Here is a 22,364-nt window from a genome sequence, read left to right as displayed (position 1 = left end):
GAATGAATAAAGAGGCAACCCTGTTACAGCATGTTGAAAAACAATTAGCTGGGCATACAGGTTTGCTGGTGGGTTTTAGCGGTGGGCTGGATTCTACTGTGTTACTCCATCTGCTGACACGAATACGTGATAGCAGGCACTCGGTGTTTCACCTCCGGGCAATCCATATTAATCATGGGCTTAGTCCGGCTGCAGGTGCCTGGACAGGACATTGCCAATATCAATGTAAACAATGGCAAGTCCCACTAACAATAGTGCCAGTGCAAATTGATGCACGCGACTATGGCATTGAAGGCGCCGCTCGAGCCGCACGTTATCAGGTGTTTGCCCAGCATCTGGCTGCTAAGGAACTGTTGCTTACAGCTCAACATCAGGACGATCAATGTGAAACCTTTCTGTTAGCATTAAAACGCGGCAGCGGTCCGGCGGGTTTGTCATCGATGGCTCGATTGACGACCCTAACACAAAATCAGTTACAGCGTCCATGTCAGTTACTACGACCTTTGTTAGCTTATTCTCGAACCGATTTAGCACGTTATGCACAGCAACATCAATTGTGCTACGTAGAAGATGAAAGTAACCAGGATGCTCGTTTTGATCGTAATTTCCTACGATTGCGGATTTTGCCTCTATTACAGCAACGCTGGCCGCATTTTGCTCAAGCTACAGCACGCAGCGCCAACCTTTGTGCAGAACAAGAACAATTGCTCGATGAATTACTTGCTCCCACACTAGATCAATTGCAACATTCCGATGGCTCCTTGTCCACTGAGGGATTACTCCGCTTCTCGGAAGTGAAACGCAATGCTTTATTACGTCGTTGGCTGTCTGGACAGGGTGTCACTATGCCTGCTCGTGATCAGTTGCAACGGCTATGGAAAGAAGTGGTGTTGGCACGGGTAGACGCCACCCCTCATTTGCAATGTGGTCAATATCAACTGCACCGTTTTCGCCAACGTCTCTATCTATTAACATCGAGAATAGACATCACAGAACAGGTACTGCTATGGCCTGTCACGAGAAATTTGGCTATTGAACATCCAAACTATTTAGCCATTGAAAATGCAGTCATAAAAAAGAGAGGTGCTGAGGATTTGGTGTTACCCGCTAACTTGGGTACGTTGAAACTGCTTGCTACTGGCGGGCAACAAGTGCGTGCGCCGACGGCAGATGAAATCGTCAGTGTGCGTTTTGGTTTGCAGGGGGAAGTAAAGATTATCGGTCGTCATCGTTCGCGGCAAAGCAAAAAATTATGGCAAGAACTGAATGTGCCACCTTGGGAACGTAACAGGATCCCGCTGTTGTATTTCAATGAACAATTGATAGCCGCCATTGGTACGTTTATCACGCAAGAAGGACAAATAAAAGCCGGAGAGCAGGGCTGGCATTTGCATTGGGTTAGAAATTGATAACAGATTTCTCCTGATCCGAGGTGATCAAATCTTCACCGACCAATTGTAATTGGTACATTTGATAATAACGTCCTCGTTGAGCGAGCAACTGTTGATGTTTCCCTTGCTCTACTGTGATACCACGATGCAAAACCAAAATATTATCGGCATCGACAATGGTCGATAGACGGTGAGCAATGACCACCAGCGTGGTTTTTTGGCGAATTAATTGTAATGCGTGTTGGATAGCCTGCTCAGTGCCGGAATCGATATTTGCGGTGGCTTCGTCCAAGATCAGTATTTGTGGTGCTTGTACTAAAGTGCGTGCCAAAGCTAATAATTGCTTTTCACCGACAGAAAGCGAGTTACCTTTTTCCCCTAACTGTGTATGTAATTCTTGTGGCAACCTGCGCACCTTAGCGGCCAATTGCACAACTTCCAGGACTTCCCATGCTTGCTGTTCACTGATATCTCGTCCTAGAGCAATGTTGGCGAAAAAAGAATCGGCCAGTATGACGGGATCTTGCGCCACCATAGCCACTCCGGCACGTAAGACGCGATGGGACAATGCAACTAGAGGTCGATTATCCAGCAAAATTTCTCCCTGTAATAGCGGATAATGCCCCATCAGCAGGCTCGCAAGGGTACTTTTACCGCTGCCGGTATGACCTGCTAACGCGATAAACCCACGCGAGGGGACGTCAAACGAAATGTCATGTAGTACTTTTTTATCTGAATAATAGGCGAACGTGACATTATTCATCTGAATACTTCCTCCGGTCAGTAAACGGTCATCAGTACCATAACTTTGTTGTACCTGATCCATCAGACCAAAGATACGTTCTCCTGCTACCACCGCTTGTTGCATAATTGATTGTTGAGCAGTCAATCCAATCAATGGTTCATGCAAGCGACTAAGATAATTAATAAAAGCATAAAGGACACCCACACCTACTGAACCTGGTAGACTGAATCCAAACAACAGCAATAAACCACAAAGTACCAACGCAGAGAATAAATTCAGCAGGGGGCGCAGTAAAAAACCTTCCAGACGTAGCGTCCGCATGCGCGCCAAATAATGCTCACCACTGATTGCCGCCATACGTTCAGCAAAGCGAGTCTGTTGGCGAAACTGCTGGATAACTGTCATACCGCCTATCACTTCATTGAAGCTATCATTAATAGCGGCCAGATGGGCACGGACAAGGCGTACCACCGGAGTACTGTAATGCTGATAAACTGTCATGACTGCCAAAACAGCCGGAAAAATTGCTATCGATACCAACGCCATCCGCCAGTCAAGACTAAACATCGCCACCAGCATTGCTCCAATCAGTGCAGCACTCTTTATCACGTTAGAAACGACAACAACATACAAATCTTTGACGATTTCTGTGTCATTAGTGACACGTGAGATAATTTGTCCTACTGGTTGGTTATCGAAAGCATTCAACGGCTGACGTAATGCCACGTCCATCACTTCAATACGCAAACGTTGCACTACCCCCAATGCTGCCTGATTAAACAATAATGTTTGAAAATAATGCAGAGTCGCTGCCAATAATTGCAATAATAGATAAGCGAGTACTAACCCACTCACTAACTTGAGAGGCAAATGACCACTGGCGACAACATGGTCGATAAAATAGCTGATTAACACCGGTGCTGTGACCTCCGCTGCTGCGGCAATCCACAGCATCAACACCGCCAGCAGTAGCGGTTTACGATAGCTAGCACCGTAAGACAGCAACCGCTTTAATGTTGGCCAAAACTGTTCGACTTTATTCACTATCAAGCTCAATTTTTAGGCGTTTATCTTGATCCAACTGTACTTTAATTTGCTGATAACGGTACATCTCTCGATACCAACCTGGTTGGTTAAGCAAGATAGGGTGACAGCCACGTTGTATCACGTGACCTTGTTGCAGTACCAAAATTTCGTTGGCTTCAGTTAGCACCGATAAGCGATGAGCACTGATAATAACCGTGCGATCCTGTCCCCAACGCCGCAGATTTTTTAAAATTTGATGTTCGGTTTGCCCATCCACAGCGGAGAGCGCATCGTCCAGAATCAGAATTTCCGTGTTTAATAAAAGCGCACGCGCAATAGCAATACGTTGTTTTTGTCCTCCGGACAGCATCACACCACGCTCACCCACCTCCGTCGCATAGCCGTGAGGCAAATGCAAAATATCCTCATGCACACTCGCTAAACGGGCAACTTGTTCAATTTGTTGCCATGTTGCCTCTGGCTGACTAAAAGCAATATTAGCCGCAACGGTATCAGAAAATAAAAACGGCACTTGGCCTACGACCGCAAGACGAGCACGCCAATCATCCAGGCGAATTTTTGTTAAAGACAGTCCCTGGTAGCAAATTTGGCCTTCATCAATATCGAATTGCCGTTGTATCAGGGCTAATAGAGTGCTCTTGCCAGAACCTGTTGGCCCGCACAGCCCCAACATTTGACCGGGTTCAAGTTTCAGTGCAATATCTTGTAATGATGGCTGGCGATTGATGGGATTATCGTTTTGAAAACAAGGATTATTTTCAGGATTATCCTGAGAATAGTGGTGACTCCGAGGATAATAAAAATGGCGGATATCGATGCTCAAAGTAGCAGGCTCAGCTTGTAGTGAGCAATGCCCATCCGTTACCAGAGGAGCCTCTGCTAGCAAGCTACAAATACGGGAGTAAGCCGCGCTGCCTCTCTCGACAATATTAAACATCCACGCCAAGGATAGCATCGGCCAGATCATCAAACCTAAATACATCATAAAACCAGTTAATTGACCCAATGTGATGCTTCCATGCATCACCATCCAACTGCCACCTCCTATCGCCAACAGATTAGCCAGACCAATGGTAATGTAAATGGTGGGATCATAACGGGCGTCGACCTTGGCCACTGACATATTTATGACACCGGTTTCAGCGACAACCTGAGCAAATTGATCTGACTGGTGTTTTTCCAGACCAAAAGCTTTAATCATACGAATACTGCTCAAACTTTCTTGCGCCTGATTATTTAACGCTGAAAAAGCCCCCTGAGCCGATTTAAAGCGTTGATGAAGTTGACTGCCATAGTGTTTGAGCATCATCACCATCACGGGCATCGGGAGCAATGAAAGTAATGTCAGTTGCCAGCTAATCTGACTGCTCATTACAATCAGAACGGCACACCCCATCACCAGGGAATCAATCAGTGTCTGCACCCCTTCTCCTGCGGCAAAAACCACACGATCAACATCGTTAGTAGCACGCGCCATTAAATCTCCAGTACGGTGACGCAAATAAAAACCCTGACTCTGACGACTTAGCTGATGGTATAACCGGGTACGTAGCTCGACAGCCAATTTATAGGAGGCACTAAAGAGCAAAATGCGCCAAAGATAGCGTAAAAAATAAAGGATAAGTGCAATGACTAACATAACACCGATCCAGACTAGGAACATATCCGTAGACATCTGCTGACTGATAATACCGTCGACAATGACTGCAACCAGTTTGGGGGGTAATAACTGTAAAACAGCGACCATGATCAACAGCACCACCGCACCTAAGTAACGACGCCACTCTCGACGAAAGTACCAACCGAGTTGAACAAACAATCTCACTTCTGTTTCAGTCCTTAATGGATAAAGACGCAGCTTCACCCATTTTTGCCAGTCCTTTATCCATAAAGATAAATTAACATTATTGCCGGATGATTGAAACACAGCGTACAATATTTGTAAGAATGTCAAACTTCTTCAGTCGCGAATAAAAAAGTAATGGATACAAGATGAAAAGTATTGAAGTTGATGAAGAACTTTATAGCCACATTGCTGCCCAGACACAACGTATCGGTGAAAGTGCTTCCGATATTCTACGGCGTATGTTGAACTTTACTGCGGGTCAGAAGACGGTGCACGTTTCTACCTCGATGAATGTTTTAACGGTCGCCAACGGGGTGCAAAAACCGATTGTTCCACGCATCGGCGATCCATTGTCTGCACTCGACAGACTATTGCTTGCGGATAAATACCTTAAGCAGACAAAGACAGTTAATCGTTTTCTGATGGTTTTGTCGACATTGTACCATCTGGATATGAAAAAATTTGCAGTCGCCACCGAGTCATCACAGGGACGCACCCGGGTTTATTTTGCGGTTGATCAACGCAGATTGCTACAAAATGGTCGCCATACGAAACCCAAGTTGGTGACGACTACCCCGTATTGGGTGATTACCAATACCAGTACCCAACGTAAACGCAGTATGCTACAAGGCGTTATGCAAGCTATGGAACTCCCTATGGATGTCATCGAGAAAGTGTGTGCTACCCTTTGAATGTATGACAAAGGGGTTGTTATGACTGACGAAAGATATATGGCGAGGGCTGTAGAGCTGGCATTGTTAGGCCGGTTTACCACGGCACCGAACCCGAATGTGGGTTGTGTCATTGTACGTGAAGGAAAAGTTATCGGTGAGGGGTATCATCTATACCCCGGAGAGCCGCATGCTGAAATTTATGCACTGCGTATGGCGGGTAAATTGGCGCAAGGGGCGACTGTTTATGTCACTTTGGAGCCTTGCTGCTACCATGGGCGAACGCCTCCCTGTACCGACGCTTTAATCGCGGCAGGCGTCAAACGCGTGGTGGTTGCGATGGATGATCCTAACTCTGAAGTCTCAGGGCGTGGCAGGGCGGCGTTGGCACAGGCAGGGATCCTGGTTGAATACGGCGTGATGATGGCAGAAGCTGAAGCGATCAACCCAGGTTTTTTAAAGCGAATGCGCACCGGTTTACCTTATCTGCAATTGAAAATGGCGGCTTCATTAGATGGCGGCACTGCGATGGCGTCGGGTGAAAGCAAATGGATCACCTCAGAACAGGCGCGGCAGGATGTGCAACATTTTCGTGCGCAAAGTGCCGCTATTCTTAGCAGCAGTGCGACTGTGCTAGCAGATAACCCAGCACTTACAGTACGTTGGCTGGAATTGGGTATCGACGTTCAGGCTAGTTATCCACATGATAGATCGTTCCCATCACAAGGGCAGATACGCCAACCCACCAGGATCATATTGGATAGCCGTAATCGGCTACTACCTCAGCATAAGGTAATACAGCAAAGTGGATCTTGCTGGTTGGCTAGAATTAACACCGATAAACAGATTTGGCCTGGCAACGTAGAGCAACTCAGCTTGCCTGCTTCTGCGAGTGGCGTCGATCTTGTCTCATTAATGATAACCTTGGCGAAACGTGAAATTAACTCGGTTTGGGTAGAAGCGGGCGCACAGCTTGCTGGCGCTTTATTACAAGCGGGTTTGGTAGACGAGTTGATCCTCTATCTCGCACCCAGGTTATTAGGTGATCATGCACGTGGATTATGCATTTTACCGGGGTTAAATAACCTAGCAGATGCCCCTCAATTTAGCTTGGCTGAGGTACGTCAGATGGGTTCGGATCTGCGTCTGCGTTTAGAGCCTGTTCGAAAATCTCAATACTGATAATTTATGAATGCACAAGCGCAGGTGGTAAAAGAATGTGATAGAATCCGCCCCCAGCCTGGCCTGCGGATATCGGCCTATATATTGAGGAGCTGCTATGAATGTTATCGAGGGTGTTGTGACTAATCGGGATGCTTGTGTGGTGATCGCGATTGCGCGTTTTAACACTTTTATCAACAATAGTTTGCTGGAAGGTGCCATTGATGCTTTAAAACGTTTCGGTCAGGTACAGGAAAAAAATATCACGGTAGTTTGGGTGCCTGGGGCTTATGAATTACCATTGACGGTACAGGAATTAGCCAACACTAAGCGTTACGATGCGATCGTTGCATTGGGTACTGTTATCCGGGGAGGTACGCCGCATTTTGAATATGTTGCTGGTGAGTGCAGTTCTGGCCTGGCGAAGGTTGCCATGAACCACAGCATTCCCGTAGCCTTTGGTGTGTTAACGACAGAAAGTATTGAACAGGCTATTGAACGTGCTGGTACTAAAGCGGGAAACAAGGGGGCAGAGGCTGCCTTGGCCGCACTTGAAATGATCAATGTCATCAAGGCTATTAGAGCCGATAGTTAGTGAAAAGGGGAATTGTGTGAAACCTACAGCTCGTCGTCGCGCTCGTGAGTGCGCTGTCCAAGCGATTTACTCTTGGCAGTTGTCTAAAAACGACATCGCTGATATTGAGTTGCAATTTCTGTCGGAGCAGGATGTTAAAGATGTCGACATCACGTATTTCCGCGAGTTGTTTTCTGGCGTTGCCATGGATACAGATACGTTAGACAGGCGGATGGCACCTTATCTTTCCCGTAAGGTTGAAGATTTGGATCAAATTGAAAAAGCTATTTTGCGCCTTGCGATATTTGAACTTAGCAAACGTAGCGATGTTCCTTATAAAGTGGTGATCAATGAAGCTATTGAATTAGCTAAAGCCTTCGGCGCTGAAGACAGCCATAAATTTGTCAATGGGGTATTGGACAAAGCCGCTCCAGCTATCCGCAAACGAAAATAGTCTATTATTAAGCCTCCTGTGTCGCCCCACAACATAAAATTTGTACTACGCGTCGGGCTTCGCAGGAAGTTTATTGCTCATCTCTCTGGAATTATATTATGGCCTGTGACGAATTTGATCTCATTACGCGCTATTTCGATCGCTGTAGAAAAAATCACCAAGGGGTAAAATTGGGCATTGGTGATGACTGTGCATTATTGACGGTGCCGGAAAAGCAATGGTTAGCCATCAGTACCGACACGCTGGTATCAGGTGCTCATTTTTTGCCTAATATCAATGCGGCAGATTTAGCTTACAAAGCGCTAGCTGTGAACGTGAGTGATCTGGCGGCGATGGGTGCGGAACCGGCCTGGTTATCTTTAGCCTTGACGCTGCCTGAGGTGAATGAAGCCTGGTTAAAAACGTTTAGCGATAGTTTGTTTGAGCAGCTTGACTATTACCACATACAATTGATCGGTGGGGATACGACGCGTGGTGCATTGAGTCTGACATTAACCATTCATGGACGATTGCCGGCAGGCAAAGCACTCACTCGGGCAGGGGCGAGTGTGGGGGACAGGATCTATGTTAGCGGAACCTTGGGTGACAGTGCGGCAGGTTTGGCGCTGTTGCAAAATCGATGGCCGGTTGATCAACGGCCGATTGATGACGACGCGGATCGTGAATTATTAATTCAGCGTCATTTGCGACCGCAACCCAGAGTTTATTTAGGATTATTGCTACGTAATGTCGCGAGTGCGGCTATTGATATCTCTGATGGATTGATTGCTGATCTGCAACATATCCTAAAAGCGAGTAACTGTGGTGCACGTATTGAATTAGATAAACTGCCCTATTCAGAAACGTTGAAAAAATGCGCCAGTGCCGAACAGGCACGTCATTGGGCATTAAATGGAGGCGAAGATTATGAACTGTGTTTTACCGTGCCTGAAATAAATTGCGGCTCTCTGGAAGCATCACTCAATCAGGCTGCTGTGGCTTATACCTGTATTGGTCAACTTATCTCACCCGATGAAGACATTAGATTTTTCACAGCAGGAAAATTTATTCAGCCGTTGTTACAACCCTTTAAGCATTTTACTGTGACTAAAGTTGATGATGAATGAAGCTAAAAGCCGTCTGCGGCTCACTAACCCCTGGCACTTATTGGCGACGGGGTTTGGCAGTGGATTATCTCCCGTGGCACCGGGCACGGTGGGATCGCTGGTCGCTATTCCACTCTGGTTACTGTTGATCCCATTACCGTGGCAATTTTATTTTTTGTTCGTGATATTCAGTATCGGCATTGGTATTTATCTTTGTCAGCGCACAGCCAAAGATATGCGGGTGCATGATGATGGCAGCATTGTATGGGATGAATTTGTTGGAATGTGGATCACGCTTATGGCGTTGCCAGTTAATAATTGGCAATGGGTGGCCATCGGATTTATTATTTTCCGTCTATTCGATATCTGGAAACCCTGGCCGATCCGTTGGTTTGATCGCAATCTGCAGGGAGGGTTGGGCATTATGATCGATGATATTATCGCTGGGCTATTTGCCGCGGCTATTGTTTATCTGCTGGGTCAGTATTAGATACCGGTGTGCGATGACCATACAAATTACAGATTATCTATTCGAAGAAAATGGTTCTTTTCCTGGTAACCGCTCAGGAGGGTTATTAGCGGTAAACGCCGTTTTCAACCCACTGGCACGAATATATTGGCAATTTCCCTTCTTAAAATCTCCTTCTAACATGCGGATTTTATGGTCACCATGAGGGCCTTCTATCACTCCTGCACCAGAGTAACCAACAACTCTAAATTCTTTCTCATCTTGCCACTTTCCTATAGCTTTAGCTAGATGCTGAGCCAATGGCATTTCATTTTTCCGGGTTACAATATTATTTTGTAATGTTTGTTCGTTAAATGAAGTGGCTACTTCTCTGTCAGCAGAGTGGCATGAAAGTATGTGTATACTTACGCGATTTTTTACCGGCTCTACTATTCTGTTAAGTTCAGTGGCAATCTCTTCAACACTTTTCTTTTGAAGACCTAAATCAGATGGCGAGTAAATATTTGGCTTTCCGGCGGCACCGTGACCTATAAGATATATTTTTTCCAACTTTGAAGTATTCGCTTGAGAGAATGGCACAAAGGTCATTTTTTCTAATACTAAAAGTTGGCCACGTAATCTAGTAATTTGATTATGAAAATTTGATCTCTCTTTACTGGTTAGTAATATCTTATCGGAAGATAAGATATTATTTAATTTTATTAAATAACAATCAATCTTTTTCTCCTTTGAATTTTTAAATGCCTGGAAGACATTTTTTATATCTTTCATAGGACCATTAAATAATACTGGATAAGATTCTTTGTCTTTTAAAACTCGTGGTAGATTAGTTTCTATTGCTTGGTCAAGGCTATCAGCAATCGCCTTAATATCCATCTTTTTAATAACATCCTCGTTTAAAAAAGGACTATAAATATAAGCTTTGGTAGGCATAGCCTTATGAGACTCTTCAGATAATGTGGTTTTTTCTATTTGATTAATAGAAGTAGGAACAATACGACGCAGAGTAGGAGTATAGTAAGAAAAAGGAGCCCGAGGAGATGGCATATTAGATTTAATGAGGGGCTTTAGAACTATTTTATTTGAGATCCCTGTTTCATTTTTTGACGGCCTTATACCAGGGAATACATTTTTTCCAGGTATATTTTCATCAGTAAATTTTGGGTCTGGAGCTGGATTCTTGTTTTCATTTTGTTTTGTTACTATGGTTGCTGCTGTTTTCGGTTCTACGGTAGGTGCTTTTTTTGGCGCAGGGGTTGGCACTATTTCTGGCATAAAAATTTGTTTCTTAACAGCTTGTACTTGTTTCTCTGCTACTTTTGGCGAGTGCAATGTTGCTTTCCCTTCTGCTGCGGCTGCTTGAGGTGTCGGTTGAATTTTATTAAAAATCGCTGTTTTTCCCCCTACGTAGTTTGTGAAGACCTCTTTTTCAAGAGGCCTTACTCCCGTTAATTCAACATTTATTTTATTTGCTATTTTTGTTGTATGAGCATTACCACCATTGTTACGAAAATAGAGCATGATTCCTTTCATACCGTTTCTTACAGCGACTAGTTTTTCCCTTATTTTATTACCCAGTTTTTCCTTTATTTCTTTTAAATGGGGGGGAACTGGATATGTGTCCTATTTTCTATCCCGGAACTTGATGTTTTCATAATAAACTCATATTTATACTGATATTTCATAGAATATTATCTATAATCTTATTATGAAAATATCAAAAAACGCTTATGCAATTGTAAAACAATTGTCAACATCCGGTGCTGTTATATCCTGTGTAGATCCTTGGCTCGGTCAATATGGGGGGGGTTAATTGCTTAACTAAGAAAAAAACCGTAGTCATGAATACACCACGGTTTTATGCTGATCATTGTTTTAAATTTAACGCTAGTTATTTTTCGCAGACTTGAACAACATCTCAGATAAAGGTATTTCTTTAAATGATGATTTTTTAATATTATCAGGATTATTGATTAAGTCTTTAACATACGAAATATACGTAGGTTGTATAATACGTTTGAGAAAATCTTCAAATATTTTCTTGTTTCCATTATTCATAGTACATTTAACATTTCTTCTTTCGGCTACTTGTAGCTCTCTTTTAATACTATGAGGGGAGTTTTTTCCTTTGAATATAGCCATCAAATCAGCATGTTGCTCAGGTACCGAACTCGTATTCTTCGATGGTTCATTTATTTCTGTTTTATGTTGTATTGGTTTTGATGTTTTTGGCGCTGCATTTTTTTGTATATTGGCTTTTATTCCTGTCTTACTTGTTGTATGAGTTAGACTCTGTGTAGGTACGCTATTTGATTCTTCAATTTTTGGCACTATGTTAAGAGGTGCGGATGGAGCTGTAAGAATAAATGTTGCACTTCTTATAATTTTATTGTTACTAATTCCTGCAGCAGTTGTATTTTTTATGCCATTTTTTTGGCTCTCTGTGTCAGAAGGTATGCGCCGTAGTATTCTAGATTTAGGTGTTGTAGTGTTTTCACCCTTAACCCCCATTTGTGCGGTCGTACTAGGCTTCGATTGAGATACTTTTATTACTTCAGTTTTTTCAGAAGGTACACGTTTTGGTGTTCCAGATTTAGATGCTGGAGTGTTTCCATCCTGAACCACCATCTGTGTGTGTGTCGTTTGACGTGGGAAGCTGTTACCCACGCGCTCGGGGATTCTTGCATCTGGAGCTTTGACTCTTACCGCTGTTTTTTTTGTTGTTTTAGCTGTTTCGCTACCAGTCATAATTTTGGGCATTCTTTCTGGAATATTTCCTGCAATATTTCCTGCAAATTTCATCGTATTAAATAGAGTTTCCCCTTCTGCTGTAGGAGAGTTGGAACTGGGTACAGGTCTGCTAACTATTAATGGTGATGATTGTGATACGTTCGGCATAATAACCTCAATATTGTATTTATATGTCAGAGGATATTACCCATCACGCTATTATAACAATATCAAAAAACGCTTATGCAATTGTAAAACAATTGTCAATATTTGATGATTTATGTAGCCTTATTATTGTCCTGTAAAAATCCAGTATAACTTTAATAACACCATCTGATAGAGTAAAATGGAAACACAGTCATCAGAGCATCAGGCGTCATTGCCTATGCTTCCTTTCCCGTATTTTTCTCGGTGCGAGTACTCCTACAATATCTGGCGACTAAGCCATAAAATCGCCATCCTGGTGATTATTTTTTACTCGATATGCTGTAACGAATACGATGAATTTTTATAAGTAATCCACTACAGCGGTATTTTACTTTTTTATCTGCTATAACTTATTAAACATTTCTTCAAATTTAGAAGAATTTTAATCATTTTTGTTGTCTATTTGTATATAGTCATCAAGAAGTAAAAGGAAAGCCGTTGCATGATTAAACCTCAAATTGTTATGAAATATGGCTTGCGGACGATCATTCTGATTACTGTTGCTGCAATATTATCCGCTTGTAGCTCGCCAAAGCCACAAAAGCGGCAAACGGCACAGAATCGGCTTTCATTGTACAGCTCACAAAGTGAATTCGAAACAGGAGTTCGCAATGTTCAGATCAAGGCAAAAATTTTAAAACAATATGCAGGTTGGAAAGCAGTACGCTATCGTTTCGGTGGCAGCAGTAAAAAAGGGGTTGATTGCTCTGCTTTTGTTCAACTGACTTTCCGAGAGCAATTTGGCATAAATTTGCCGCGTTCTACCTCTGAGCAACAAAAGATCGGTAAAAAAATTCAGCGTATTAAATTACATGCCGGCGATTTGGTATTATTTCGTGCAGGTCCAACAGGTCGTCATGTGGGTATTTATCTGGGTAATAATAAATTTGTTCATGCGTCCGCCAGTATTGGCGTAACCATATCCAGCCTTAACGATCAATATTGGCACAAACGCTATTATGCTGGACGTAGAGTGCTTAATAGCCATAGACGAAGTTAATGTGATCACGATATTTTAAATCTATTTTGATCATTTATTGTCTCTTGATCGACTCGCGTAAAAATAAAGAGAGACCGCGGTGATAATACAGAATGTTATTGAGCCAACCATCGGCCAAACGCTACTCACTGGCGCGATAGAAAGCAAAGTACCCACGAGTGCTCCAATGCTAAAACGCAATGTTCCCGCCAGAGAAGCCGTTGTTCCCGCCATATGCGGAAAATCATCGAGGACGACTGCCATTGCATTGGATGAAACCATTGCAATACATCCCACGTAAGCGGCGATACCCAAGACCAATGCCCAAAAACCAAGGTCAATAATACAGACTACCAGTAACCAGATCCCCATTATTAATTGAATTAACAGCCCAAAGCGCAACATATTCATTGCCCCAAAGCGCTTCACATTTCGGCTGTTAATCAAGGTTATCAGGAATAAAAAAACGATATTCAGCGCAAAATAAAATCCGAAATGTTGTGGAGACACACCATTTAAATCAATATAAACAAAAGGCCCCGCGCTAAGGAAAGCAAACATGCCAGCAACTGAAAAACCACTCGACAACATGTAGCTCAGTACCCGTTTATGACGGAATAAAGAGGCAAAGTTGTGCAGGGTAGTACGCAAGTGAAACTTTTGTCTCTGTGAAGGAGGTAGCGTCTCCTGGATATAGATGGCTACGAGTAGGGTGCCGATTAACGCTGCTGCCGATATAGTCCAAAAAATGGCGTGCCAGCTAAACCATAGCAATAACAATCCGCCAATCATCGGTGCCAGCAAAGGTGCCATGGTAGTGACTAGGGTTACAAATGACATCATCCGTGAAAAATCATCTTTTTGAGTGAAAATATCACGCATTAGCGCACTGATCACCACACTTGCCGCTGCCGCTGATATACCGTGCAGTAAACGCAAAGTAATTAATTGCTCAATTGATTGTGTTAATGCACAGGCAATACCGGAACCGGCGAATGTTAATGTTCCCCACAATATCACTGGTTTACGTCCGATACTATCCGCCATTGGCCCGTAAAATATCTGCCCGATAGCAAATCCCAACACATAAGTATTGAGCGTCATTTGTACACTGCCTTCTGTTACACCGAATTCGTTAGCGATGGTCGGCATACTCGGCAGATACATGTCAATCGCCAGCGGCATCAGCATGGAAAGCAGACCAAGGATAAAAATCAATCCGATATGAGAAACCTGGTTTTTCTGCATACTAAAGGGTGCCTCCACTGTTTATTATCAACAACATGTTATTTAATACTGGCAATTTCTTGTTCAGTCAGCGGGCGATATTCACCAGGGGCAAGATCGTCATCCAGAATAATTTCTCCGATCCGTTCACGGTGTAAACCAGTGACATGGTTGCCAACAGCCGCAAACATGCGTTTTACCTGGTGATAACGCCCTTCACTGAGGGTCAAACGTACTAATTGTGGTTCAATAACGATAAGTTGTGCAGGTTTTGTCAATGATTTTTCATTGTGTAGTTGCACACCCTCAGCAAAATGTTGAGCAGTGTCTTCTGCATTGGGTTGTGCCAGGGTGACCAAATAGGTTTTTTCACATTTGTGTTTTGGCGCAGTAATACGGTGTGACCACTGACCATCATCGGTGATTAAAACGAGGCCTGTTGTATCAATATCTAAACGTCCGGCAGTATGAAGTTTGTGAGCAGTAGGTTCATCAAGAAGATGGAGTACTGTTGTGTGATTGGGGTCTTCTGTAGAACAGATATAGCCCTGTGGTTTGTTCAGCATGAAATAACGCGATCTAGCTTGCTGTTGCAGCAGATCACCATCAAAGACGACTTTTTGATCAGGCGTCAGTTTAATGGCTCCATTTCTAGCAGGTGCACCATCTATCGTGACATGCTTTGCCCGTAACTGCCGTGCAACCCGTGTACGGCTCATCCCTAACTGTTGGGATAAAAATTTATCCAATCGCATTGATCCAATTTGCCTGTTGTTGCGTTGTGACCCAATCACCTGGCCTACGATCTTTGACGGACTGTTTTAGCCAGGTACCGTGCTCCGGGCGCTTTGATTCCACACTACTCGTTACGGTTTTGCAAGAAGTCTAATGTTACATCATATAATCCGTGAGATTTAAATAACAGACACTGTTGCCCGATTTTGATTTTGTCGTGGTCCGCCACATGATAGCCATCAATGACTATACTTGTGAGAATCTGTTCGAAATCCTTTGTGCTCGCTGATACTTCGTCAAAAACGGGCTCAAAATGCTCATTTACTCTATGTAAACTGTGCTTTTTCGCCCATTTTTTCCTTGTCTGAGCGTCGCTCAAGAAGATTTGGAACAGATTCTAATCGACAGAAATTCAGTGCATATCAAATCATGACGAAGAATAAAGGGGCTCTTCATGAAAAAAATAAAGATGCTATTAAAAGTATTATCCCTCTTATTATTGCTAATGCCTTCTTTGGCTTTTGGTGGTGACTGTAAATCTTCGTGGGAGCCTTACCCTTTCATCGGTATCATAAAAATATGCGCTGCACAAGGAACTGTACAGCAAACAGCTTCACCTGATACGGAAAAGAGGTGCGCTCAGAAATTAAAAAATGAATCTAACAAGTGGCGCTATAGGGGACGTTTCAGCCTTGATCCCAAGACAAGGATCCTATAATAGCCCGGTGATCTATGGTTTCGTTTGCCGCCTGAACAATCTTTCGCTAGAATGCCGCCGGCTTTACTCGCGGTTTTTTTACCGTAAAGACGACTACTTGACCTGCTGCTGGGTCGCCTGTGGCAGAGTGATATTCCTTACTTAAGAGAAAAAAATGATCATTATTAACGCAGATGTACGCAATGTGAAGGGGAAGGGTGCGAGCCGCCGCCTGCGTGCAGAAAATAAATTTCCGGCAATTATTTATGGTGATTCGAAACAGCCGATTTCTATCACTCTCGACCATGACAGCACTAAACATGCCGAATTGAAACCCGGTTTTTATGGTGAAACGCTGGTTCTAGCGATCGACGGAGAAGAAATCGAAGTTCAGGTACAGGCAGTTCAGCGTCATCCGTTCAAGCCTAAGCTCACGCATATTGATTTCGTTCGTGTTCCTGCTAAGTCATTAACTTCTTAGAGCCTATTACGAAATCTTCAAGATTACTTCTTGTAATCGGGATAGAGGCAGACCTCAGGGTCTGCCGTTTTTATGTCATTATGTAAATTAGCTGACAGGATGAATAATGGCAAAACGCATACTAGTGATAGAAGATGAAGCGCCAATTCGAGAGATGCTGTGTTTTTTGCTGCAGAAAAATGGCTACCAGCCATTAGAAGCCGAAAACTATGATAACGCGGTGGCATGTCTTACCGAACCTTTTCCTGATTTGATACTTCTTGACTGGATGCTACCTGGAGGCTCTGGTATTCAGTTTATTAAATATATAAAACACGCAATTTTAACCCGGGATATTCCAGTAATGATGTTGACTGCTCGTGGTGAAGAGGAAGATCGGGTACGCGGGCTAGAACTCGGTGCCGATGATTACATTACGAAACCTTTTTCACCTAGAGAGCTGGTGGCACGTATTCAAGCAGTTATGCGCCGTATTGCTTCGACGGCAATTGAAAAGGTAATTGAAATGCAAGGCTTGATTCTGGATCCATCCTCACATCGGGTCATGGTGAATGATCAGGTATTATCCATGGGGCCTACTGAATTCAAGTTACTGCATTTCTTTATGACACGTCCTGAACGGGTTTACAGTCGTGAACAATTGTTAAATTATGTTTGGGGCACTAACGTTTATGTTGAGGATCGCACTGTCGATGTACATATCCGCCGGCTACGAAAGGTGCTTGAAACAGATGGCTATGACAAAATGATACAGACGGTACGGGGGACCGGGTACCGTTTTTCAACACGCTATTAAACCTCTGGTGAAAGCTAAAAACTTTCGCAAGGGCTCTGTAAATTTTCGATGCCGGAGACGTTGTTGTGTTAGAACGCTTATCATTGAAAAAACTGATGTTAGAGTTGGTTTTTTTTTGTCTACCCGCCCTATTAACCGGGCTGTTTATTAGCTATCTCCCCTGGTTACTACTGATTTCAGTACTCGCTGTCCTGCTGTGGAATTTCTATAACCAGCTTAAACTTTCTCATTGGTTGTGGTTGGATCGAAGCATGACGCCCCCTACGGGGCATTGGAATTGGGCGCCATTATTCTATGGCCTTTATCAAATGCAACTGCGCAATCGCAGGCGGCGACGTGAGTTAGCTTTGTTGATTAAAAGTTTCCGTAGTGGTGCCGAATCGCTGCCTGATGCGTTAGTGATCACGACCATTGAAGGTAATATTTTTTGGTGTAACGGTTTGGCACAACAGTTATTGGGATTCCGCTGGCCGGAAGACAATGGTCAGAATATTCTTAATTTACTACGTTATCCAGAATTCAGCGATTATATGCGCCAGCAAGTATTCTGCCTACCGTTGACGTTACAATTGAATAATGGCCATTACGTAGAATGTCGTGTCATGCCATATTCTGCAGGGCAATTGCTGTTGGTCGCTCGTGACGTCACCCAGATGATCCAGCTGGAAAGCACCAGACGTAAATTTTTTGCCAATGTTAGCCATGAACTGCGCACACCATTGACGGTACTGCGAGGTTACCTCGAAATGATACGAGATCAGGAATTAGAGAATGCTTTACGAGATAAGGTATTAACAACCATGGAAGAACAAACCAAACGGATGGAAATTTTGGTCAAGCAATTATTAACTTTGTCACGGATCGAGACAGCACCCAACACTGACATCAATGAGCGGGTGGATATGACAATGATGCTGCAAATATTACAGCATGAAGTTGAAACACTCAGTAATGGACGTCATCAAATCATCTTCACTATTGATAGACAGCTTAACGTTTTTGGTAATGAAGATCAGCTACGTAGCGCAGTTTCCAACCTAGTTTATAACGCAATTGACCATACAGCCCCCGGAACCAGAATTGAGGTTTCCTGGCAACGCGTGCCGCAAGGCGCACAGTTTCAGGTGAGTGATAATGGGCAGGGGATTGCCGTGGAACACCTCCCACGATTGACTGAACGTTTTTATCGGGTAGACAAAGCACGTTCGCGGAACACTGGAGGTAGTGGGCTGGGGTTGGCCATTGTTAAACACGCGTTGCACCATCATGATAGCAACCTGGATATTACAAGTGAAATTGGTGTGGGCAGCTGTTTTGCATTTATTTTACCTGACTTTCTGATTAAACCTCTTGCAAAACCGTAAGTTCGTCATACGAAGTTAAGGTGCCTGGTGTGCAGCAACCGTAGTGTTAGAACCTGTTCCAAATTTTCTTGAGCGACGCTCAGACGAGGAAAAAGCGCAGTTTGTTCTTTGTATACAAAAAGGGAGTCAATGAGCATGTTGAGCGCGTTTAGCAGGTTTTGCAAGGATCTACCACGTTAGAATTTGAAATTTTAGCAGAAGCGCTGAGAAGTGTTTTTTTTGGCGGAGGAGGTGAGATTCGAACTCACGAACGGTTGCCCGTCGACGGTTTTCAAGACCGTTGCCTTCAGCCACTCGGCCACCCCTCCACAACGAACGGGGGCACTATAAACAGTGCAGAGTGACTTGTAAAGCACGGCCTAGTTTAATCGGCTAAAAAGACGTCAATAACTATAATAAAGAATCAATCAGCCAACAAGTGATGGGTATTTAGCCGCTACGGCCTGCAATCTGAAGAACCTAGTGCCGTGAAAATTCGAGGTTTACAGATTAACCATCAGATGAACGAAACCAAGCTATAGCAATTAACATTCTGTTGTTCTAAGCGCTCTTTGCCACCCAATTCGGGTAAATGAATGATAAAAGCCGCATCATCCACTTTACCACCTAGTTGACGAATCAATTTTACTGTGGCTGCGACAGTGCCGCCCGTTGCTAACAGATCGTCAATGACCAGCACTTTATCTCCAGATTTGATACTGTCACGGTGGATCTCCAGCCTATCAGTGCCATATTCCAGGCTATAGCTTTCACAGAGAGTTTCACGTGGCAGCTTACCCGCTTTACGGACCGGAATAAAACCCACGCCTAGAGAGAGTGCAACCGGCGCACCAAATAAAAAACCACGAGCCTCAGTACCTACAACCTTAGTGATGTTAGCTTCCTGATAATGTTTGACTAATAGGTCAATACTAGCAGCGTAAGCCTTTGCATTAGCCAACAGACTGGTAATGTCGCGGAAAAATACGCCAAACTTTGGATAATGGGGGACAGTTTTAATATTTTCTTTAATGAATTCAATTTGCTGTTCTAAGGTTGGTGCGATTATGGTCATAATTTGTACCTGATAAAAATGTGTTATACCGTAGATTTTTTATAAAGCTGTAACCTCCCAAAAGGCGAACATCAATGAAAACAGAAGAACTATTACAAGTGCTGACCAGCCAAATTGAAACCCTATCGGAAAGAATTGATCCACAGGGCAGTGTTCCTGTTCCACAAACGCGTTTCGACCACGGTTTGTTTAGTCGTCATGGTACCCGTTTGTGAGATTACTTGCTAGAAATGCGTAGCAATCTCATTCAACTGAAACAGGTTGTGGCAGAAAATCGTTTACCACAGGTGACGTTCCTAGCGGAAAAACTGGTTGCACAGGTTGCAGCATTACAGAGTGAATTGGCGACGCAAATACAGCTAAAAAAAAATCTGTTACCACAGACAATGACGCAAAATCCTTACGATAAATTGGCTGAACATCAGGGGTATGAGCGTCGTTTAATAGCAATGATAGAGGATAAAGAAAATCAATTAGCTCAACAGATCCACTCTTCAGAACAGCAGCGGATACGGAAAGAACTAGATGTGATAGAAGGTAGGTTGGCATGTTGTCGTCAAGCATTGCTTCACATTGAAAAAAATATTGAGGAACAAGAAAATGAGTTTTGAACATTTATCACATTTGTTTAATGATTCACGTTACTGCTGTACGTTATTACCTATAATAACGGTTACATTGAACATTGGCAGTGCCTTCGCTTCTTTGTTCGACATTTGTATACCGCAAACTAATAAAATTAATGTTGGCTTTTATGTTAATAGAACAGGCTTCACCTGAGTCGGTAGAGCGGGCTTCTCCAGAAATACAATTGGCGGTAGATCTGATCTATTTGCTGGAATGTAACGAAATAGCACCGGAAACAGCGTTAGCTGCTCTGACCATTGTGCGGCGAGATTGTCAAGAAAAACTGGATAGACAGCATTCTCATTCTATAATTGAGCAAATAGTCTGAGTAGGTATGATGCTGGCCATTAGAGCCTGTTCCAAATCTTTTTCGCTGTGCTCAGACGAGGAGAAAATGGGCGAAACAGTGCAGTTTGTTCTTTGACACAAAAAGGGAGTCAATGAGCATTTTTAGCTCGTTTTTGACGAATTACTTGACCAAAGAACAGCGAGCACAAAAGATTCCGAACAGGTTCCTAGAAGCTATAGTAGTGTCCGATAATATTAAGCAGAGTTTTAATTTTACACACTGATAATTGCTAAAGTATTCTATGCTTCATGGCGCCGTGGATTTTTAAAACTGGCTATCCATTAGGTTTCTTGCAAAACCGCCGTTCGTTATGCGAAGTCAAGGCGCCTTGGCGTGTAGCAACCGCAGGGGGTACCGAGAGTATATGGGGATTGCGAGTACCAGGTAACATAGGATTTACAGCGTGTGGTAGGTTTTGCAAAAGGTCTATTGATAGATAACAGATCGGATACTTGAGGCTTATATGAGTAGAACAAGAAAAACAATACCTCCGGTTGCAGTTCTGATACTGGTTAGTGGCTTGGTACTTATAGGATGTAATGATAAAGAGACTTCACAAAGTACCTCTGTACCACCGGTACCTGAAGTCGGTATCGTGACTGTACAAGCACAAGACATCAAAATGACTACCGAGCTTCCTGGTCGTACATTACCATCCCTTGTAGCTGAAGTCCGCCCTCAAGTGAGCGGTATCATCCTGAAACGTAACTATGTCGAAGGCAGCGAGGTTGCCGCTGGTACTTCGTTGTATCAGATCGATCCTGCGGTTTATCATGCTGCTTATAACAGTGCCAAAGGTGATTTGACCAAAGCACAGGCCGCTGCTGAAATCGCGCGTTTGACGGTGAATCGCTATAAGCCCCTGTTGGGCACAAATTATATCAGTAAGCAAGAGTACGATCAGGCATCTTCTTCCCTGCTGCAGGCTAATGCGGCGGTGCTCGGTGCCAAGGCGAGTCTGGAAACTGCACGCATCAATTTAGCTTATACCAAAGTGATTTCACCTATTACTGGGCGTAGTGGAAAGTCATCTGTTACAAAGGGAGCATTAGTGACCAATGGGCAGGCCACCGCTTTGACAACCATTCAGCAACTTGATCCCATGTATGTGGACGTCACACAATCGAGTGATGACTTTTTGCGTTTGAAAAAAGAGTTAGCGAACGGCGTGTTGAAACAGGAAAATGGTAAAGCCAAGGTACATCTGTTATTGGAAAATGGTAGGGAACATCCGCTAACGGGTACCCTGAAATTTTCTGATGTTACCGTCGATGAAAGTACCGGCTCCATTACGCTGCGCGCTGTTTTCCCCAATCATGATGGCTCCCTGTTGCCAGGGATGTTTGTCCGAGCACGCTTGGATGAAGGCGTAAGAGCTGATGCCTTGCTAGTACCACAACAGGGTATCACCCGTAATCCACGTGGTGACGCAACCGCAATGGTGGTAAATAAAGATGACAAAGTAGAGTTGCGTGAGCTGACAACAGCACAGGCTATTGGTGATAAGTGGTTGGTTACTGCCGGATTGCAGCCGGGCGACCGTGTCATTGTAACGGGTTTACAGAAAATTAAACCCGGTGTTGCAGTCAAAGCACAAGAAGTTAATAATTCAGCAGCCACAGCGGTTCCTAACGCCAGTGAATAAAAGACAGGTGACAGAAATTTCAATAGGAGC

At 43.7% G+C, this 22,364-nt stretch carries 21 protein-coding genes, 1 tRNA gene and 1 pseudogene; 15 read left to right on the top strand and 8 right to left on the bottom strand.

All coding sequences use genetic code 11. From position 1 onward, the window contains the following. Window positions 1-2 precede the first annotated feature (2 nt). Entirely contained in the window at window positions 3-1,409 is a 1,407-nt protein-coding gene (gene tilS / locus CCS41_RS13320; protein WP_072550461.1) for a tRNA lysidine(34) synthetase TilS, read from the top strand. Here the strand turns inward: tilS and CCS41_RS13315 are convergent. Next, the gene (locus tag CCS41_RS13315) at window positions 1,399-3,180 is read right to left on the bottom strand and encodes a SmdB family multidrug efflux ABC transporter permease/ATP-binding protein (RefSeq protein ID WP_072550460.1); all 1,782 of its coding nucleotides are present in this window, start codon (window positions 3,178-3,180) and stop codon (window positions 1,399-1,401) included. The genes tilS and CCS41_RS13315 overlap by 11 nt on opposite strands. Beyond that, on the bottom strand, window positions 3,173-5,008 hold the full coding sequence (locus CCS41_RS13310) for an ABC transporter transmembrane domain-containing protein (protein WP_072550471.1): 1,836 nt from the start codon (window positions 5,006-5,008) through the stop codon (window positions 3,173-3,175). The genes CCS41_RS13315 and CCS41_RS13310 overlap by 8 nt, the downstream gene beginning before the upstream one ends. Window positions 5,009-5,175: 167 nt before the next feature. Here CCS41_RS13310 and seqA point away from each other — a divergent pair, with 167 nt between their 5' ends. The 6 genes from seqA (at window position 5,176) to pgpA (ending at window position 9,464) form a co-directional block, all read left to right on the top strand. Then, window positions 5,176-5,721, top strand: coding sequence for a replication initiation negative regulator SeqA (gene seqA / locus CCS41_RS13305; protein ID WP_072550459.1), 546 nt, complete (start codon window positions 5,176-5,178; stop codon window positions 5,719-5,721). A gap of 21 nt (window positions 5,722-5,742) precedes the next feature. Next, a complete protein-coding gene (gene ribD, locus CCS41_RS13300) occupies window positions 5,743-6,882 on the top strand; it encodes a bifunctional diaminohydroxyphosphoribosylaminopyrimidine deaminase/5-amino-6-(5-phosphoribosylamino)uracil reductase RibD (RefSeq protein ID WP_072550470.1) in 1,140 nt (379 codons plus the stop codon). 97 nt (window positions 6,883-6,979) lie between these two features. Next, the gene (ribH, locus tag CCS41_RS13295; RefSeq protein ID WP_072550458.1) at window positions 6,980-7,456 is read left to right on the top strand and encodes a 6,7-dimethyl-8-ribityllumazine synthase; all 477 of its coding nucleotides are present in this window, start codon (window positions 6,980-6,982) and stop codon (window positions 7,454-7,456) included. 16 nt (window positions 7,457-7,472) lie between these two features. Beyond that, window positions 7,473-7,889 carry a transcription antitermination factor NusB gene (gene nusB, locus CCS41_RS13290; protein WP_072550457.1) on the top strand — a complete coding sequence of 139 codons (417 nt, stop codon included), beginning with the start codon at window positions 7,473-7,475 and terminating at the stop codon, window positions 7,887-7,889. A 98-nt stretch (window positions 7,890-7,987) separates the two neighbouring features. Continuing rightward, window positions 7,988-8,995 (top strand): thiamine-phosphate kinase, encoded by a 1,008-nt coding sequence (gene thiL / locus CCS41_RS13285; RefSeq protein ID WP_072550456.1) that lies wholly within the window; start codon window positions 7,988-7,990, stop codon window positions 8,993-8,995. Then, entirely contained in the window at window positions 8,988-9,464 is a 477-nt protein-coding gene (gene pgpA / locus CCS41_RS13280) for a phosphatidylglycerophosphatase A (protein WP_072550455.1), read from the top strand. Before thiL ends, pgpA begins: the two co-directional genes overlap by 8 nt. Window positions 9,465-9,497: 33 nt before the next feature. Here pgpA and CCS41_RS13275 read toward each other — a convergent pair whose 3' ends face one another. Together CCS41_RS13275 and CCS41_RS13270 are read right to left on the bottom strand one after the other, a co-directional pair. Then, window positions 9,498-10,976 (bottom strand): hypothetical protein, encoded by a 1,479-nt coding sequence (locus CCS41_RS13275; protein ID WP_162860088.1) that lies wholly within the window; start codon window positions 10,974-10,976, stop codon window positions 9,498-9,500. Between the two features lie 354 nt (window positions 10,977-11,330). Beyond that, a complete protein-coding gene (locus CCS41_RS13270; protein ID WP_162860087.1) occupies window positions 11,331-12,341 on the bottom strand; it encodes a hypothetical protein in 1,011 nt (336 codons plus the stop codon). Window positions 12,342-12,822: 481 nt separating this feature from the next. On the opposite strand from CCS41_RS13270, the gene mepS reads away from it, so the two are divergent. After that, a complete protein-coding gene (gene mepS / locus CCS41_RS13265; RefSeq protein ID WP_072550452.1) occupies window positions 12,823-13,380 on the top strand; it encodes a bifunctional murein DD-endopeptidase/murein LD-carboxypeptidase in 558 nt (185 codons plus the stop codon). 30 nt (window positions 13,381-13,410) lie between these two features. On the opposite strand, the gene CCS41_RS13260 is transcribed toward mepS, so the two are convergent. Both CCS41_RS13260 and rsuA read right to left on the bottom strand, forming a co-directional pair. Continuing rightward, window positions 13,411-14,607: a Bcr/CflA family multidrug efflux MFS transporter gene (locus CCS41_RS13260; protein WP_072550451.1), complete on the bottom strand. Its 1,197-nt coding sequence runs from the start codon at window positions 14,605-14,607 to the stop codon at window positions 13,411-13,413. Between the two features lie 38 nt (window positions 14,608-14,645). After that, window positions 14,646-15,341, bottom strand: coding sequence for a 16S rRNA pseudouridine(516) synthase RsuA (rsuA, locus tag CCS41_RS13255; protein WP_072550450.1), 696 nt, complete (start codon window positions 15,339-15,341; stop codon window positions 14,646-14,648). Window positions 15,342-15,681: 340 nt separating this feature from the next. Here rsuA and CCS41_RS16185 point away from each other — a divergent pair, with 340 nt between their 5' ends. From CCS41_RS16185 to phoR, 4 genes are all read left to right on the top strand, one after another. Further along, on the top strand, window positions 15,682-15,852 hold the full coding sequence (locus CCS41_RS16185) for a hypothetical protein (protein WP_205411438.1): 171 nt from the start codon (window positions 15,682-15,684) through the stop codon (window positions 15,850-15,852). Window positions 15,853-16,193: 341 nt separating this feature from the next. Next, window positions 16,194-16,499, top strand: coding sequence for a 50S ribosomal protein L25 (gene rplY, locus CCS41_RS13240; protein ID WP_072550447.1), 306 nt, complete (start codon window positions 16,194-16,196; stop codon window positions 16,497-16,499). Window positions 16,500-16,605: 106 nt separating this feature from the next. Then, window positions 16,606-17,295, top strand: a complete 690-nt coding sequence (gene phoB, locus CCS41_RS13235) for a phosphate regulon transcriptional regulator PhoB (RefSeq protein ID WP_072550446.1) — start codon at window positions 16,606-16,608, stop codon at window positions 17,293-17,295. A gap of 65 nt (window positions 17,296-17,360) precedes the next feature. Beyond that, window positions 17,361-18,659 (top strand): phosphate regulon sensor histidine kinase PhoR, encoded by a 1,299-nt coding sequence (gene phoR, locus CCS41_RS13230; protein ID WP_072550445.1) that lies wholly within the window; start codon window positions 17,361-17,363, stop codon window positions 18,657-18,659. 220 nt (window positions 18,660-18,879) lie between these two features. Here phoR and CCS41_RS13225 read toward each other — a convergent pair. Both CCS41_RS13225 and apt read right to left on the bottom strand, forming a co-directional pair. Further along, window positions 18,880-18,967, bottom strand: a tRNA-Ser gene (locus tag CCS41_RS13225). A gap of 188 nt (window positions 18,968-19,155) precedes the next feature. Beyond that, window positions 19,156-19,713, bottom strand: a complete 558-nt coding sequence (gene apt, locus CCS41_RS13220; RefSeq protein WP_072550444.1) for an adenine phosphoribosyltransferase — start codon at window positions 19,711-19,713, stop codon at window positions 19,156-19,158. A gap of 74 nt (window positions 19,714-19,787) precedes the next feature. Here apt and priC point away from each other — a divergent pair. The 3 genes and pseudogenes from priC (at window position 19,788) to CCS41_RS13205 (ending at window position 22,334) form a co-directional block, all read left to right on the top strand. Next, window positions 19,788-20,324, top strand: a pseudogene (gene priC, locus CCS41_RS13215) (primosomal replication protein PriC). A 143-nt stretch (window positions 20,325-20,467) separates the two neighbouring features. Then, window positions 20,468-20,668 carry a pleiotropic regulatory protein RsmS gene (gene rsmS, locus CCS41_RS13210; RefSeq protein WP_119797681.1) on the top strand — a complete coding sequence of 67 codons (201 nt, stop codon included), beginning with the start codon at window positions 20,468-20,470 and terminating at the stop codon, window positions 20,666-20,668. A 484-nt stretch (window positions 20,669-21,152) separates the two neighbouring features. After that, entirely contained in the window at window positions 21,153-22,334 is a 1,182-nt protein-coding gene (locus tag CCS41_RS13205; protein ID WP_072550442.1) for an efflux RND transporter periplasmic adaptor subunit, read from the top strand. Window positions 22,335-22,364 lie beyond the last annotated feature (30 nt).

It is taken from the genome of Candidatus Fukatsuia symbiotica (assembly GCF_003122425.1).
Classification (GTDB): Bacteria; Pseudomonadota; Gammaproteobacteria; order Enterobacterales; family Enterobacteriaceae; genus Fukatsuia; species Fukatsuia symbiotica.
Note: the sequence above shows the minus strand (reverse complement) of the source record. Positions and strands in the feature narration are given on the sequence as shown.